Here is a 15,243-nt window from a genome sequence, read left to right on the forward strand (position 1 = left end):
CCCTCGATATCTGATTATTCGACAACTTAATCGGAAACCCTTTAATTTCAGGCAAATAAAAAGCGGTCCATCCACAATATAATCTGTGGAGGACCGCTTTTTACTATGTTCTTACTTATTAACACGAATCAACGCCCCAAGACCGAGCATCACAATATCACCGTCTGTTGCTTTTCCCTCTTCCATATCCTTAATCCATTTTTCGGAGTAGCCCGCTTTTACTGCGGCTTGCACCGCTATTTCGCGTTGCGCCTTGCTATTTAAAAATGTTTCCCATTCTTTTCTTAATGTTCCGCTTGAAAACTCCAACTCTTCACCCTCTTTTTTAACAGGCGCCTTGGTGTCTGCAACCGTGTTGTTTCCTGTTGCTAACCTAGTACGAACCATTGACATATCAATGCCAGGGCACGATGTAGAAGCGCCGCTAAACTCATTGTGTCCTAGTATGTCCGCAGCGGATAACCCGAACCGTTTCATGGCAAGTTTACATCTCTCATCAAACGTTTTTTCTTGCGCGTCTGTAAAGGATCCGTTGCCTACAACACAGATATGATAGGTACTCGTATTATGATTTGCAATACCGTTAGTGATTTCAACAGGATCGTAACAAAGTTGCACGTCACCATTACGCAAAATGATTTCGTGATAACCGCCTGTTCCCCAGCCTTTTGTTTTATTCCAGTAAGGCCAGAATGCCTCCCAGCTACCTGTTGGTGTAGCAGAGTGATGACGGGCAATCTTCTTAATGGCCGTTTCTTTCCTGGTACCGTTAGTCCGAGGTGTTACGTTTCGAATATCGATGATAACCATTATTTATCACCTTCATTTTTATCATTTATTAACTCTTCCACTTTTGCACTAATTGCATTATCGATCTTAGCAGTATTTAATTGGTGGTCTACCTTCGAACCAATCAATTCCTCACGAATCTCCTCTGAGAATGACTGATTGCTCGATTCGATAACCTTTAATTTAGATGCTAATCCTGCCGGAACTAGTACGCCTAATTCAGCCATATTTTCCATGATACTGAGTGCTTCGTTTACAATATAAAAAAGAACGGTAGCATAAGTTACCGCACCGCTCATGCCAAGTATTTGGTCGATAATGTTGGCCATGATTATCATAACGAGAACTAGCATTTTTCTTGCATAGCCAAACAGACTCTTTCGACTCCATAAGTTTTCATTCTTGTATGCTTTAAAAATACCTGTGATGATATCCAGAGCCATTAAAATCAATAAAAAATGTAGAAACTTAACTCCCCCGAATAAATACATATGAACTATTTCTAATTGACCCAAATTAAAACCTCCCATTATTTTTCACTCCTTATTTTTTGATAAATAAAAAGAACGCCCTGGTGTGGACGCCCTTCATTTCATTTATAGGTTTTCGGCTTTCCAATCGTTGTATAATTGGAATTTTAGTTTAGGGCAGATTACTTCTCCGCCTGGACCGGTCTTTTCTTTTGATCCGCCGTAAATCCTGGTATATGGATAAAATTCCGTGTATGCCGTTTCAATAGTCCCCCTATCGCTCCACGAAAAATTACCATACCCGCCACTTTTATAATCAAACGATCTGAATTCTAGTTCGTCAATTTCCAACTTTATCAACTTTTTATCATCATGCACGACGATGTATGATGGATTCAAATCTATTTTCCGTATGGCGTCGTCATCCAATATAATAAAATAATCTCCGAAAAGGGCTGCGATATCTAATCGTTTATCTTCTTTGAATCCCGGTACCGGTACGCGTCCTTCTGTTATGATTTGCGCTTTTTTTGTGTTTTTATACGGACCGTTCCACATATCGAATTCTAGCGTATTCGCTACAACATTTCCGTATATCGCCGGATCAATCGAAACGGGAATCCTTGTTGTCGATTGACTTTCGAGCGCCCACTTTTCCCCTACGCCATCCCAAACGTAAAGCGCGTATCGTCTACTTGACTCGGCATAAACCTCGTCTAATTCCTCCCAAGAAAAACTGTTTGTGTCTGTGAGAAACAATTTAGATACACCTTCTTTCTCGAAGATCGCCCACGATTCCCAGTCGTACCATGTATCTACTTCGAATTTTATATTTGCCCACGGTTGCGGTTTAACGTCCGTTAAACCAATGGGTTTATTACCGTAATTACCGTTAACATAAGTCATGTTATTCCCCCCCCGTTTCAAGTTCGTTTGGATTAATGACTCTTAATAGAGTTCTTTGTCTTAGGAAATTTTGACTACCGTCGAGAATATCTTTGTGAGATTCTAATATATCCGACAAGGCAATTGATTCTACCCTGAAAGAACTATCAGAAACATCTTCCACCTCTATATATCCCCCGTCCTCAGTCCATGAGTATTTTTTATAGCCCGACCCCGCTTGCACTATCATGTTATTACTCTCTATATAGAGCGTGTTACCATTATGGAAATATAAAAATATATCCTCACCCTCGCGTGTGATTATCCACGTGTCATATGCTCTAGGAGGAATGGATAAATATCGTTTAGGATAAAAATCTAATCTACCTTTGTTATCTTCCCACGTTCCGAATATAGAGGGTTGATATAACGGCGAACCTCCAAATTCATTTATAACATGGCTGTTAGCTATAATGATCCTGTTTGGATAAAATTGAACGGGTTGATCGTCGCTGCCCCAATCCGGCGAATATTCGAAATCATAACCGCTGGTCCGTCTGTCCATATAACTAATTTCGTCGGATACATACTGTTGTCCTGACTCTTCTTGCGTAAGCAATCCGTTATAAAAAGTCAAAATATATTCACCTTCATGTGAAATCGTCCACGAATCAAATTCGCCCGGAATAGGTAGCGGGAAATAAGGACTTGCTTTAAATTTAACAATTACCGGATCTCCGCCGCCTGGCACTTCCGGCACCCCTCCACCCTCTACGGATACAGCGGGACTTGTCATAAAGTAACCACCGGCAAACGCATCAACTTGTACAGTGGTTCCTAGTGTGGATAATAAGTATAGATATTCCACATAACCATTAAGATTAAAAGTTCTCCCCATTTTTTTCGGGATTATTAAACCGGGTTCTTCCGAATCGAAGTTCACCGACAATTCATTGTCCCCCATGTTGCTAATTGTGGCGATTGAAGAACTTAGCGGCACCTTCACCATTTCGCCCGCTTTTAATTCGCTGTGAAAATAGTTCATTTATTATTACCTCCTTCTATATTAAGTTGCTAGATATTTAGGGTGCATCGGCATACGTTCACAAATTACTAATTCACCATTTACGACGCTAACCATTTCCATTTTATACGGTATATAAGCAGCGGATTTTTCCGAATAATATGTGGACCCTGTTTGTGCTAGTAATTTTGGTTTTAATTTCTTTTCTACTTCGTCGTATATATCCAGTAAAAGCATAGGGCTATTTAAATAAGCGCTTAATTGTTGGGATCGCGCTTTCGTTAACCCGCTATAAGACCATATTAATTCACCGGTTTCCGTATCTATGCAATGTAAATTCGGACCCGGTAGCCATGAATTATTAAACGTTATAACTAACATCTTTTTTTGCTTCTCTATGAACCGCAGGTCAAAAACAAAAGTACCTATCGGCAGCGACCATAAAACATTACCGTTAGGAGATACCTTTTTGAAAGCCCTAACATTTCCCGCACCAACCCCGTACCAATAGACATTATTTTTACTGTCTATCGCTTGAATATCGCTCCAATGAACATGAGATTCATCATGTTTTAACTGAAAAGTATCACTAGCGCCATCGTGTCCACAAGTTATTATAGTACCGATAGTTTGGGATTGATTAACTAAATATACCCCGAATCTACCGCGCGTATTTTCGTGTTCTTCGTTTCGAGGTTTATCCAATAACTTCGTATATCCTTCAACATCCGTCCAAACGGCTAACGTTCGCGTACCGAATGGTCCTGTGACTTCCGTAATCCCCCCCGCATTGACAGATCTTACCGCCCCATCTCCCGCGAATTGCCAGTCACCCCTCAACCGTCTGCTAGGCTCGCGCCGCATCCCCGAGCCGCGAACGTCAAATGTAGCCGCGTTAGAACCTAAGATAACGTCTGCTGTTATACCTTGACCGCTAGGCGTTACCTTGTATCTACACTTGGAAACCAATTTCGTAGAATTATGCTGATACCCCGCCTCTATAACTAAGTTTCCACTTTCGTCGAAATAGTCATTTGATCCAGTTGTATAATCCCGCGTTGTCGTAATTATGGTAAATGGGTTTTTGAGACTAACATATTTTTCAGTCGCGGTCCCGTCTGGATTCAGCAACTTTTGGAAAACTGTATGAGAAATTGCCGTGCCACTGAAATCGCTTAAATAATAACTTACGAAATGCAGGCTATCTCCGACTATCGTAAAGGACGCCCGCGGATCTACTTCGCCATTACTTAACCTCATTTCCCCCGTTGCCTTTCTGATAATTAAAACTTGCGCCCCGCCATTAAATTTTCGGTTAATCATGTAATAATAGTTTTCCGTTTCAACTAACGGCACCGCTGTATAAGTTTCGATTTCTTTTCGTTCGGATAGATATTCAATAACTCGGCTCGCACCGGAAACGCTTTTAATATCACTATTCCATTCGCTCGAATATTTATAAGTCACGTATTAAACCGCCTCACTTATTGCCTTATAACATACCGCCATGATATTAACTTTCAAAGCGGGTGCCGAACCCGTACCCCAATTGCCTAACGCCTTAACGCCTGTTACTTTTCCGCCTGTTTTGATCTCTTCGAATACTACCGAAACTGACCGGGGGTTTACTGCTCCCACTAGCCCATATGTCGCGGATGATAAAGTATCATAGGGCGTACTAAACATAAACGTGGATGACTCGGACAAACTAGCTGATCCAAATTCGATGAAAAACCCTTTATAACCCTCATCTTTATCGTCATCAACTCCCGCGATGAGGTCCGCGTAAACTTCCACTTCCGATGCGCCTACGAATTCGACATCGATTAAAAACGGGAATTCATCACCTTCGTCCAAAGTAAACGCGACGTCCACGGTCGCGATTCCGACGAAATCGACTTTTAACGATGACGGTCCGCCCGGTATTTCTTCATCCGGATCCTTTTCTTTTTCGTCCTCGTAATTAAAAAAGTCAAATACGACGCGCCCAATTTGCAGACGCGGCAACGCTTTACTCGCTGGATCTCGTTCAATGGAAATCACTCTTTGGACCGTGTTGATTTCGAGTTCCGGATCGCTTATCTGCACACTGTCGCCGATTTCAATTGATGCGAAACCGTCATAGTCATCTAACTCCGACAGGTCCACTACATCGATTTCATATGAACGTTGTCCATATATCCGATAATCAACCTCCTCCGATACGTCTCGGATGTTAACGCCTAACGTGAATTCTAGTCCTCGATTTATTCCGCGTTGTTGAATTAGCGAAACTGTTTTATTGTCAAAGACAAGCTCCCCGCCGATGCCACGCGCGAGACCAATCAACGCCCCGCGTACTTTTTGTTCACTCGGTTTATATAATACGGATCCCGCAAATTCTACGACGCCTATACTGAATCCCGTACCCTCCACTAGTAACTCCATGATACTCCGAGGGCTTGTTTCTATTTCTTCGAAATTGACGTCATGACGCAATAAGTCATAACTTATATGCTCGCATTCTACTTTGGCGTGGGGGAACGACGCGCGATTTTTCACGACTCGAGCAATGCGGAAATCTTGACCGTCCACAATCACCAGGTTAGGTCCTAACAAGTTGAAAGACTCGCGGAAAGTTTCAAATTGGAACGTATAAGGTCCATTGATTTCCTCATATATACTCGGTTCTTTATAATTCTTTATTGTCCCTAATTCGTTCCGGAGATCGTTATAAACTTTCAGTTCCAACGTCCACCCCCTCCTAATCTTGCGCTACTGTTAAATCACTTGCTCTAATCTGTATCAGACTACCCTTTTTCACTTCGATAGATTGGTTCAATGCCTTGTAATAAAGCAAATTCCCTCCGGTTTTCGCATCCCGTAATCCGATGTGAGATACACGCCCCCATACCTCTGTTGCCTTCGGGAATGATATCGCTCCTGTATTGGTACATAGCGTTCTACTTGCCGCGACAGTCGGAGCCGAGAAAGAAGACAATTGCCTTTCATATGCCCCGCCGGAAACCTCCGTACCCAGGTCATTCTCGGTTGGATTAGATGTATATAGCGCGACATATACGGTTCCACCTAATAATGATGTTAGTATCTTCGATTCTGCATACTTACTCATGTTTGACATTTATAGCACCTCCAATGGTGAACATCTAAATTTCACGGTAAACGTTCCATATCTCGCGATTCGTTCGATGTCTATAGTATTTATTACTTTGGCTTTATAAATAGCGGTCGGATCATCGTCGAATATTAACGGTTTCCAATCCGGAGCATATAACCACGCCGCCACACCTCGACAGGCAGCATAAAATCCTAGTCCTTTTGGTTTTTCGAATAAGAAATCGACTTCAATTTCAATGTCGCGAAAAGAAGGATCCGGAATCAATATACTGCCCTGGTGATATGGTAATTCAATAAACTGATCTTGCGTTTCTCCCATTAAAGGGCGCCGGCTGTCCAATACCTCTAAATTCTTAGTTGTACATTTCACGCCATTAAAAGATAAAGTCATCGACCGCGCCCCCTTTCGTGTCTTCGTTGCATAACCAACAATTCCCTGGCTATGCTCTTTATATCATTGTCGTCGCGTACTTCCATGTTTTCTATGTGGAATCTATTTGAAATTGCACCCGGACCGGAATCGACCGCTGGCGCCTGTGATTGTATTACACCTCGTATAGCTGCGTTACTTTCCGGGGCTTCGAATGTAGGTCTTTCAGTCATTTTCGGAATGGCGGCGTTTGCCAAGTTTTTAGCGGACGCCTTTATAATAGATATCGTGTTGTCAATACCTACCGCCAAACCCTCACCGGTCCATACTCCAAGTTGCTCAAGTACGCGGGATGGGGAATTAATATCTAACACTTTTCTTATTGTCTCACTCACAGCTTTCGCCATTGTTGTCGCTTGCTTTTTAAGTGCGCCCTCCATAGATGACAGACCATTAATAAGCCCTTGTCCGGCGTCCCTGCCTATCTGTTGCAGTGATTGCAACTCGTCGTCCGTCGCTTTCGTGACAGCTTTAATTTGCGCCACCCATTCAACCTGTAATACTTCCAGTTCTGTATTGGCGGCGGCGCGCATCGCTTCAATGCTTTTCTCCACATCTTCTTTCATTCCGGATAATTCTGATTCTGCTTGTTCTCTCGCTTGTTCGGTTTTCACTCTATACAACTCTGAATATCTTGATAGTTGATCATCGGTCAATTCATTCAACGCGATAAGTTCCGGCAACGCCTTTGGACCCATTTCACGCAATTCTGCTAGTAAGGTTTCATCCGTCCCGCGCATAGAAAGTTTTCCGATTTCAGATTGCCACCTGGCAAAGCCGTCAACTTGGTTCGATAAATTAAGCAGTAAATCCGCGCCCGTTTTCTCCATTTTTATTTCAAACTCATCAAATAAACCAGCGAAACCTAATAGTGATTCGTACTTATTTTTAAACGCGTCCGTGTAACCCTTCACTGCATCGGATGAGTTTTTGGTGTAGTCGTCATCAATTTTCTGCGCCCGCTTGTTGAAGTCTTCATTTACCTTATTAACGCTGTCGTTAACTGCTTTTAATGCTTTTTGGTATTCTTTTTGAGCGGCTATCCGTGCTTTGCTGCCCTTTTTAAACTTGCCAATAGACTTTCTCCATATCTCGGATTCTTGCGTTAACGATAATTGATCCAGTGACTTTTTATCATCAATGCTTTGTTTGATGTTATCGAATTCCGCTTTGACGACTGCCTTTTTATCGGACTCGTCTTTTTTCATTGCGGCTGTATAGGAGTTTTGAGCCTTGGCGCGTTCCTTACTACCTTTTTTAAATGTGTTAATAGACTTTTTCCATATTGCCGCTTCTTCCGCGCTAGATAATCCAGTAGTTGCTTTTTTGTCCGCGATCTTACTAGAGACAGCGGTCATTGCCGCACTTACTGCGTCACGCTCAGCCTTTGCGGCTGCGGCAACTCGACGTTTGTTTTCAGCCGCTACTTTCTTGGCGGCTGCCACTTGCTTTTTGGCTGCCGACTCAGCACTTTTTGCCGCGCTTTTCGCTGTGCTTTTCGTCTTGTTCTTTGTTTTATCTTTAGCGCCCTTCGCTTGTTTCTTTGCGCTGCCATTCAATATTTTATCGATTTCTGCGTCAGCGTTTTTGGCTGTACTTATGATGCCTTTAGTGACTGATTTCATGGCTTTTTGGTTTGCGCCTTTTGTGGACGCGATACCGATAGCCATTCCCTCACCGGTGTTTTTACCGAAACCTTTCATCACTGTGGATGGTGACTTAATACCGAGTATTTTTCTTACCGTGCCTGTAATGGCATCAGTTACATTTTTAATGGCTTTTTTTACCGCGTTTACCATTGTGGTTATGCCATCTATTAAACCTTGAATGATGTCTTTACCGATTTGCACAAGGTCCACATCTTTTAGGTATCCTGTGATATTACTCCAAACCTTTTTCATGGTTCCCCAAATCGTTTCCCAGGCTCCTGCCCAATCACCTTGTAGAATCTTTAAAACCGTCTGAATAATCCCGAGAACTAAATCAATACCGGTTTTAACAATCGCTTTTATTAACCCCCAAGCAATCTTGACGATGCCGGAGATGATCGGCCAAACGACCTGGAAAATACCTTTAATAATCCCCATGACCATCTCAATGTTGTTTTTAATGTAACCGAAATACATTTTGACAATGGCGAAAATAGCCTTGCCGTTTTCATCCCAAAAAACTTTGAATTGACCAAGTACACCTTTTCCGAATGAAACGACACTCGATAAAATTGTAGAAATGATGTCGTATACAAAGCCGAATGCTTGCTCTGTGCCTTTTTTCACCGCTTCCCAGGCTGCATTTACCCCGTCTCGGAACCATTCAACTTTGTTGTATGCGAGAATCACGACAGCGACGATACCCGCTATTGCAGCGATAGCAATGGCGACAGGTCCTGTAAGCGCCGCGAATACAGGTCCCAAGAATGCAAGTTTAGCAGACATTAAGGCGATTACACCGCCCGCGTTTGCGACAGCTAGGGAAACTGTGGCGAATACCCCAACAATGGATCCGATGGCGCTTATCAGTGTGCCTACTATAATAAGTATTGGACCGATTGCTGCCACTATTCCACCGATTACCATGATCATCTTTTGGGTGGCAGGACTCATTTCACTGAATTTCGTTGCCAATTCACTGATCTTTGTTGCAACATCTGCCAATATCGGCAGAAGCATATCACCCATCTGCCCCAGTGTATTAACGATTGTTTCTTTTGCAATCGCCATTTTATCCTTTGTTGTATCGACCATAATACCGAATGCTTTTTCTGTGGCTCCGGAAGAGTTTTGCATATCACCTAAAAACTCATCGAACTCCGCGCCGCCCTCGGCAGCTAGTATTAACGCCGCACCGCCGGATCTAACGTTTCCGAATAGGTCGGACAATTTCAATCCGCTTTTATCCGCTACGCCTTGCAGATATTTAAGAACTTCGCCGGTGTTATTCCCTTCCGCCTGGAGTTCGGAGAATGATTTACCTGTCCCAGCCCTTAGTATCTTGTCTACTTTTGAACCCGCTTTACCAAGTTCACCGAACATCGCTTTCATGCCGGTTCCGGCTTCTGCTGTCGCTACACCGTTTTTAGTAAGGACGGCATATCCCGCAGCTAACTGATCGAACCCCACGCCTTGCGATTGCGCAATAGGGATAACCGCTCCCATAGACACCGCAAGTTCATCAACCGTGGTTTTACCTTTATTTTGAGTAGTGATTAACATATCGGAAATATTGGTGGCTTCGGTTGATTCGAGTTTGTAGGCGTTCAGTGCGGTCGTTAATACGTCCACGGCTTTTGATGTATCGGTAAATCCACCACCAGCCAATTTCATAGCTTTCTCGGTGAACTCAATCGCGTCAACTTGTGTTTGCCCGGCGGATAGTGACCCGTAAACGGATTCTGCAACCTCACCGAACGCGACGCCCATTTCCGACGACAGCGTACGAATATTGTTTTTGTAGTCGGTTAATTCCGATTCTGACCCTTCAAGCAGTGTGGACGTTTGCGCGAATGAGTTCTCTTGGTCTATCGCGACTTTCGCCATACCCGCACCCACGGCAATGATTGGGGCAGTGATTTTTTTGGTCATGCCCTTACCGATGTCCGTCATCTTGTCGCCTACTTTACCAAGCGCCTCGGATGTCTTTTTCAATACACTTTCTTGCTCGCGTAATTCGGATGCGGTAGCGTTTATTTCATTGGCAAGCTGTTGTTCGGCTGTACGGGCTTCAATTAATTGACGTTCATAATTATCAACTTCCGTCGAGTTCTCGCCGTACTGCGACTTCGCCTCTTCTAGTTGTTGTTCGTAATTCCTAACTGACTCACTAGCCGCATCATGCGATTGGTTCAAGTGTTCCAATTGCGCGGCAAGCTTTTCGCTTTCAGATGCATTTTCGCCCAGTTGCGCTTTCTGTAATTCGTATTCGGCAGTCAGTTTCTCGGATGAGTTTTTTAACTCTTCTTCCGTTGACTTCAATGAGTTTAGTTGTTCTTCCGCCTTGGCTGCCTCACTAGTGCGGGCTGCTTCTGCTTCCGCAACGCCTTGTAGACTGGCAGTTGTTTCTGTCATACTGTTTGCGATTTGTTGTTCAGCGATCCTCGTCCTATTTAGCTGATCTTCTAGTTTGCGGACCTCTTCTGAATTAGCGCCCCACGTCGCCTTTGCTCGTTCTAATTGCGCGGCTGTTTCCGAGGTTTTTTGTTTAGCTAATTCATATTGCTTACTTAATCCGCCTAGTTTTGTTTGTAGCTTTTCGGATTCGGTGCCGCTGTGTTTCATTTGCTCGGATTGCAGCTTCATTTCTTGGCGCAATCTTCCCGATTCTTTATTCATTTCGGAAATTGCTTTATTGAAATCTTTATTAAAGGCTTTAAAGGTCACTTTTGCTTCTGTATCTTTTGCCATGCCCTCACCTCTCTTTCGGGTTGTTGCTCCATCCGTCGTAAGCTAACTTCCCACTGTAAATGCGTTCTACGGATTCAATAGGGAAATGCCAAAAAACCTCCGAATCTATCCCGGCGGTTAGGCAGTACAATATATATAAATCTTCAACGCATTCAATATTTAATTCGGGTGATTTTATTTTTTTTTACTTGCAGCCGTTCCGTTTTTTAGTCCTGCCGCAAAGTTGTTGCCGTCCTTTGTCATCGAGTCGCTGATCAATTGAATATACAAAGTGATTGTTTCCGAAAAGTCGCCATGATAAAGATCAATGAACTCGTCAAATGATAGACCGGAACTCTTATTTGCTCCGATAAATGCAAGATAAATCACTTGGATCATTTTAGTGTCATCGAAGTTTTCCAGTAGTTCTAAATCAGTCTCGTCACCGCTTGTCATTCTTTCGAAGTCTTGCAGCTTTGCCAATTCCCCGACTAAACTACCCTCGATGAGACCAAGATCACGACCGCGTTTCAATGCCGCGTTTGTCAAAAATGCTGGGTGCGTTTTTTCGTTTGTGTAAATCATTTCAAATTCGCCCTCGACCTCATGTGATACTGCCTCTTTTAACGTTACTTTTTGGATTTTCATTATTCATTTCCCCCTAAGTTTAATTTTGCTAAAAAAAAAGCCCCATCACGCGGACAGGGACAATTCTTTGTATCGTTATGAAGCTACTATTAAGGCAGTAAAGATTTAACCAACTCTGTTGTAAATGCTGTATGCCATGACGTTGCAATTGCAACGTCCGCCTCTTCAATTTCCGTAACCATTGCCTCATAATAAAACTTGTTGTTAGGATCCACTAGTGCCGTGAATTCCATTTCCAGCAAAGCTACCTCGTCCTGCCCGTTTTCAACTTTAATCTGGAAACCGGAAGCGTTAGAAGAGTTAGGGAATGCGATTAGTTTAACAACGTCTTCGAATTCATCCACTACGTCAGCGGTAAAGATAAAACGTTTACCAAGTGATTCGGGACCGTATGCAAAGACGCCCGCTTTCAGCCCTTCGTTTGAAAGTCCGAAAATATCACGTGCAACGTCAACCGGAATATGTGCAGATACGCTCAAATTCATTTTAAGAGGGATAACAACTTTCTTCGCCTCTACACCTTCACAGATTTTAACTAGTTCTTTTACCTCTGTCTCACCTTCGATAGAACCGACGCAACCGAACGAAGTACCCGCCCCCGCGACGTTGTTTTCAAAGACCTGGATACTCGCATTCTTGATTGATACCGCGTCAAACTCGATAACTTTTGTAACTGCCATTTATAAAACCTCCTGTATGATTTGGGTTAGTTTCTCGCTCATTTTTTCGACGATGATGGGTGTCGCTGCGTCTAGTCCGCGTTGCATAAAATGATGCGCCGTCGGGTTGCTGCGTCCTCGTCCTTCGTCCGGAAATACAAGATAGCCATAACTACCCTTGTTACTTGCAGCGCCGCCTTTTGTTAACACTGTGAATTCAAGATTTCCCGTCCTACTCTTTGCCCAATTGCTGTTTTTCGAGTGGTTTTTATGGCGTTTGGATACTGGCAATAAATTCGTAATTTGCTCCGTGGCTATTCTAACGCCCTCGACGTGCAATACTTCATTAATCGCCTGTTCCGCTTTCCCTGGAATGAGTTTGATATTCCTTTCCAGCGCCTCAATTTCCTTGTAATCTATTTCAAATCTGACACCCAATATTAATCCTCCTCACATAAGTAAGAATGACGCGATCAATAAAGCGGTCTGTATCTTTCTTTTGTAGACGTTGTTTTTCGGTGCGTTCAAGCGTCATGCCCTTAACTCCCGACAGCGCCATGATAATATCCACTGTTTGCTCATCAATATCAGATCGATTTTCGGAATAATAATAAATGTGAATGGCTTGCGTCAAGCTTTTCATATCTTTCTCATTCTTCATGCCGCTAGTTTCATAAACAAAACAATGGTAATCGATTAACCCTTTTTCCTCGTCTTCCGCTATCTCATCCTCAAATACAGGGATAGAGAAAGAGGACAGACCGGCGTGTATATCGCTGATCTGCCCTCTCATATGCGTTTTTGTTTTACTCAACAACGCCCACCTCCTGCAAATAAAAATACAGACAACTTTTTTCGCGGTCGGGATCGACCTTGATAACATCAAATTCGATGCCATCTTTAACTACCTTTAATTTGCTGCGGTTAATCCCATGAAACGATGGCGGAAACAACGTCTTCAATTTATAGTCCAGTGTCGCACTCATAAATGACGCCAACTGATAGTCGGTATCACGACAGGATATTTCTTTATAAGCTAGTCTGCCGACCGCCTGAAAGGTTTCACCTATACGCTTACCTGTTTCGGTCCGCTTAGTTTCTTTGTAACCATAAGTAACAAACCCGTCATTGTATGTTTCACGGACCTGGTGATTCTTCGCCATCCACAGTCACCACCTTGCCTAATGCGACATGTATGATAAGTCGTTTTAACTCATGACCAAAGTTGATTTCGAATTCGTCAGACGCGTTATTGTAGGAATATCGACAACGTTCGAGTAACAAATCCTTTAACCACTCGTTTTTTTCGAAATTAAAAGCCGCGCCCGTCAACTCGACAAGGTACGACTTCGAACGTTCGATAGTTTTCGATAGATCTGCATCTTCCTCGTTCCACGTAATCCGCAAACGACTTTTCAATTCGACGAGCAACGTCATTCCGCATCACTCGACTTTTCAGATTTTTTCTCCGGCTTAATCTCAGCACCGAGAAAAGGAACTTTCCAACGATTCTCCGCACTTTTTAAAAATTTCACGCGTTTAGCATCAGCCTTGAATCCTGCTTTCGGATAGGTTTCGCCAATATTGTACTTTGTTTTTTCATGTTCATTTGCGATAAACGTATTGATCACTGGATACATACACAATCACCTCCAATTAGGGTGTAGGTGTTTCGGCTTCAACCCGAGTTAGTTTCATATTTTCAATATTGAACACAGTGAAAGAGTCTGCATCTAGCGGACGGCCATTAACGAGTTGTCGTACTAAGTACAGACGTTGGTCTTGGATCATTCGTAAGACATCCGTAGATTCCAGTTGCGCCTCTGCTCCGACACCCATAAAGTAATCTTTTGGCTTCCCGGCAATCATTGTATTGAGTGGTACTGCGGAAGACTGAACAACTTCTAGTCCTGGTACGGCGAAATTATCATAAGACCATGAACCGTCATCCTTCTGTTTTGCACCTAGAGCAAAGAATTTCGAAGCATAATCAAACGGATTAACAATAAGCGTCACACCCGTATATGGTCTAGTTCCATTTTTCGTAGTCGGCGCAAGGATTTGACTGCCGATTGTCACAGGTGTGAAATCCGGTAGCGCAACTTTAGCTTTTTCGGGATATTCGCCACCAACGACAGCGCCATCAAGGTCGCGAGTCATGCCGATTGGCTGTTTATTACCCGTTCCTACAACGATAACTTTTTCTAATTCAGACGCGATAATTTCCATTAGAAATGCACGGACGTAGCGATCTAACCATTCTGGTCCAAGCTCAAACATTGCTTTACAAACGACTAGGAATCCCGAGAATTTGAACATGCCTTGGTCCACAGTTTTGAATCCGTGTCCAATCATTTCTTGAATGTCATCACACACGTCGCCCCAATACCCAGCAGTAGAACCTTCTTTGCGGGTTACCCATGCCGTCGTTGCACCTACACGCTGGAAATTAATGCGTGAAAGAAGTGGGTGCTCGATTGTCAAGTCCTCGAATACGCGGTCATACACAGTTGGTGGGACAAGTGCTGAAACGCCATCGAAAGATGTTACTTCGATTGCAGCATTATAAAATTTCTTTTCAGCAGTCGTAAGTGTGCGAACACCACGAGCTGTTAATGCTGCATCATCCCATTGTTCTTCGTTTGCGCGTTTCGCTTCAAGAATCGTTTCATTCATCATGTTTTGAAAATGGAGTGCGTTATTCTCATAGTTTTCCACGATTGCTTGTGCTACAAGTGTTGAATCGCCACTCTCAAAAACTGCTTGCATTGCCGCGACTTGTTCTTCTTTTGTAGCAACCGGCATTTTGGGTGCTTTATCTAAATTTTTAATTCCTGTCATT

At 43.1% G+C, this 15,243-nt stretch carries 17 protein-coding genes; all 17 read right to left on the reverse strand.

Annotated features, from left to right (window positions below; all coding sequences use genetic code 11):
- Nucleotides 1-111: 111 nt before the first annotated feature.
- Entirely contained in the window at nt 112-810 is a 699-nt protein-coding gene (locus tag I2484_RS03925; RefSeq protein ID WP_207149734.1) for a peptidoglycan recognition protein family protein, read from the reverse strand.
- The gene (locus I2484_RS03930; protein WP_346014151.1) at nt 810-1,304 is read right to left on the reverse strand and encodes a phage holin family protein; all 495 of its coding nucleotides are present in this window, start codon (nt 1,302-1,304) and stop codon (nt 810-812) included. The genes I2484_RS03925 and I2484_RS03930 overlap by 1 nt, the downstream gene beginning before the upstream one ends.
- A gap of 81 nt (nt 1,305-1,385) precedes the next feature.
- Complete coding sequence (locus I2484_RS03935) at nt 1,386-2,165, reverse strand: hypothetical protein (RefSeq protein ID WP_207149736.1); 780 nt, start codon at nt 2,163-2,165, stop codon at nt 1,386-1,388.
- Nucleotide 2,166: 1 nt separating this feature from the next.
- Nucleotides 2,167-3,189: a hypothetical protein gene (locus tag I2484_RS03940; protein ID WP_207149737.1), complete on the reverse strand. Its 1,023-nt coding sequence runs from the start codon at nt 3,187-3,189 to the stop codon at nt 2,167-2,169.
- 21 nt (nt 3,190-3,210) lie between these two features.
- The gene (locus I2484_RS03945; protein WP_207149738.1) at nt 3,211-4,635 is read right to left on the reverse strand and encodes a hypothetical protein; all 1,425 of its coding nucleotides are present in this window, start codon (nt 4,633-4,635) and stop codon (nt 3,211-3,213) included.
- A 3-nt stretch (nt 4,636-4,638) separates the two neighbouring features.
- The gene (locus tag I2484_RS03950; RefSeq protein WP_207149739.1) at nt 4,639-5,898 is read right to left on the reverse strand and encodes a phage tail spike protein; all 1,260 of its coding nucleotides are present in this window, start codon (nt 5,896-5,898) and stop codon (nt 4,639-4,641) included.
- A gap of 13 nt (nt 5,899-5,911) precedes the next feature.
- Nucleotides 5,912-6,289 (reverse strand): phage tail fiber protein, encoded by a 378-nt coding sequence (locus I2484_RS03955; protein ID WP_207149740.1) that lies wholly within the window; start codon nt 6,287-6,289, stop codon nt 5,912-5,914.
- Nucleotides 6,290-6,676 (reverse strand): distal tail protein Dit, encoded by a 387-nt coding sequence (locus I2484_RS03960; RefSeq protein WP_207149741.1) that lies wholly within the window; start codon nt 6,674-6,676, stop codon nt 6,290-6,292.
- Entirely contained in the window at nt 6,673-11,115 is a 4,443-nt protein-coding gene (locus I2484_RS03965; protein WP_207149742.1) for a phage tail tape measure protein, read from the reverse strand. Before I2484_RS03965 ends, I2484_RS03960 begins: the two co-directional genes overlap by 4 nt.
- A 174-nt stretch (nt 11,116-11,289) precedes the next feature.
- Entirely contained in the window at nt 11,290-11,742 is a 453-nt protein-coding gene (locus tag I2484_RS03970; protein WP_207149743.1) for a hypothetical protein, read from the reverse strand.
- A gap of 89 nt (nt 11,743-11,831) precedes the next feature.
- Nucleotides 11,832-12,422 (reverse strand): phage tail protein, encoded by a 591-nt coding sequence (locus I2484_RS03975; RefSeq protein WP_207149744.1) that lies wholly within the window; start codon nt 12,420-12,422, stop codon nt 11,832-11,834.
- Nucleotides 12,423-12,839 carry a hypothetical protein gene (locus tag I2484_RS03980; protein WP_255551060.1) on the reverse strand — a complete coding sequence of 139 codons (417 nt, stop codon included), beginning with the start codon at nt 12,837-12,839 and terminating at the stop codon, nt 12,423-12,425.
- A complete protein-coding gene (locus I2484_RS03985) occupies nt 12,823-13,215 on the reverse strand; it encodes a hypothetical protein (protein WP_207149745.1) in 393 nt (130 codons plus the stop codon). Before I2484_RS03985 ends, I2484_RS03980 begins: the two co-directional genes overlap by 17 nt.
- Entirely contained in the window at nt 13,208-13,564 is a 357-nt protein-coding gene (locus tag I2484_RS03990) for a phage head-tail adapter protein (protein WP_207149746.1), read from the reverse strand. The genes I2484_RS03985 and I2484_RS03990 overlap by 8 nt, the downstream gene beginning before the upstream one ends.
- Nucleotides 13,539-13,838: a phage head-tail connector protein gene (locus tag I2484_RS03995; RefSeq protein ID WP_207149747.1), complete on the reverse strand. Its 300-nt coding sequence runs from the start codon at nt 13,836-13,838 to the stop codon at nt 13,539-13,541. Before I2484_RS03995 ends, I2484_RS03990 begins: the two co-directional genes overlap by 26 nt.
- Nucleotides 13,835-14,041 (reverse strand): hypothetical protein, encoded by a 207-nt coding sequence (locus I2484_RS04000; RefSeq protein WP_207149748.1) that lies wholly within the window; start codon nt 14,039-14,041, stop codon nt 13,835-13,837. Before I2484_RS04000 ends, I2484_RS03995 begins: the two co-directional genes overlap by 4 nt.
- A 16-nt stretch (nt 14,042-14,057) precedes the next feature.
- Nucleotides 14,058-15,242, reverse strand: coding sequence for a phage major capsid protein (locus I2484_RS04005; protein WP_207149749.1), 1,185 nt, complete (start codon nt 15,240-15,242; stop codon nt 14,058-14,060).
- Nucleotide 15,243: the final 1 nt, after the last annotated feature.

The organism is Sporosarcina sp. E16_8, assembly GCF_017347095.1.
GTDB lineage: Bacteria > Bacillota > Bacilli > Bacillales_A > Planococcaceae > Sporosarcina.

What these genes read in the sequence shown, in the direction of transcription:
- I2484_RS03925 (WP_207149734.1), bottom strand. Translation starts at nt 810, where the DNA reads ATGGTTATCATCGATATTCGAAACGTAACACCTCGGACTAACGGTACC.
- I2484_RS03935 (WP_207149736.1), bottom strand. Translation starts at nt 2,165, where the DNA reads ATGACTTATGTTAACGGTAATTACGGTAATAAACCCATTGGTTTAACG.
- I2484_RS03940 (WP_207149737.1), bottom strand. Translation starts at nt 3,189, where the DNA reads ATGAACTATTTTCACAGCGAATTAAAAGCGGGCGAAATGGTGAAGGTG.
- I2484_RS03955 (WP_207149740.1), bottom strand. Translation starts at nt 6,289, where the DNA reads ATGTCAAACATGAGTAAGTATGCAGAATCGAAGATACTAACATCATTA.
- I2484_RS03960 (WP_207149741.1), bottom strand. Translation starts at nt 6,676, where the DNA reads ATGACTTTATCTTTTAATGGCGTGAAATGTACAACTAAGAATTTAGAG.
- I2484_RS03965 (WP_207149742.1), bottom strand. Translation starts at nt 11,115, where the DNA reads ATGGCAAAAGATACAGAAGCAAAAGTGACCTTTAAAGCCTTTAATAAA.
- I2484_RS03970 (WP_207149743.1), bottom strand. Translation starts at nt 11,742, where the DNA reads ATGAAAATCCAAAAAGTAACGTTAAAAGAGGCAGTATCACATGAGGTC.
- I2484_RS03975 (WP_207149744.1), bottom strand. Translation starts at nt 12,422, where the DNA reads ATGGCAGTTACAAAAGTTATCGAGTTTGACGCGGTATCAATCAAGAAT.
- I2484_RS03990 (WP_207149746.1), bottom strand. Translation starts at nt 13,564, where the DNA reads ATGGCGAAGAATCACCAGGTCCGTGAAACATACAATGACGGGTTTGTT.
- I2484_RS03995 (WP_207149747.1), bottom strand. Translation starts at nt 13,838, where the DNA reads ATGACGTTGCTCGTCGAATTGAAAAGTCGTTTGCGGATTACGTGGAAC.
- I2484_RS04000 (WP_207149748.1), bottom strand. Translation starts at nt 14,041, where the DNA reads ATGTATCCAGTGATCAATACGTTTATCGCAAATGAACATGAAAAAACA.
- I2484_RS04005 (WP_207149749.1), bottom strand. Translation starts at nt 15,242, where the DNA reads ATGACAGGAATTAAAAATTTAGATAAAGCACCCAAAATGCCGGTTGCT.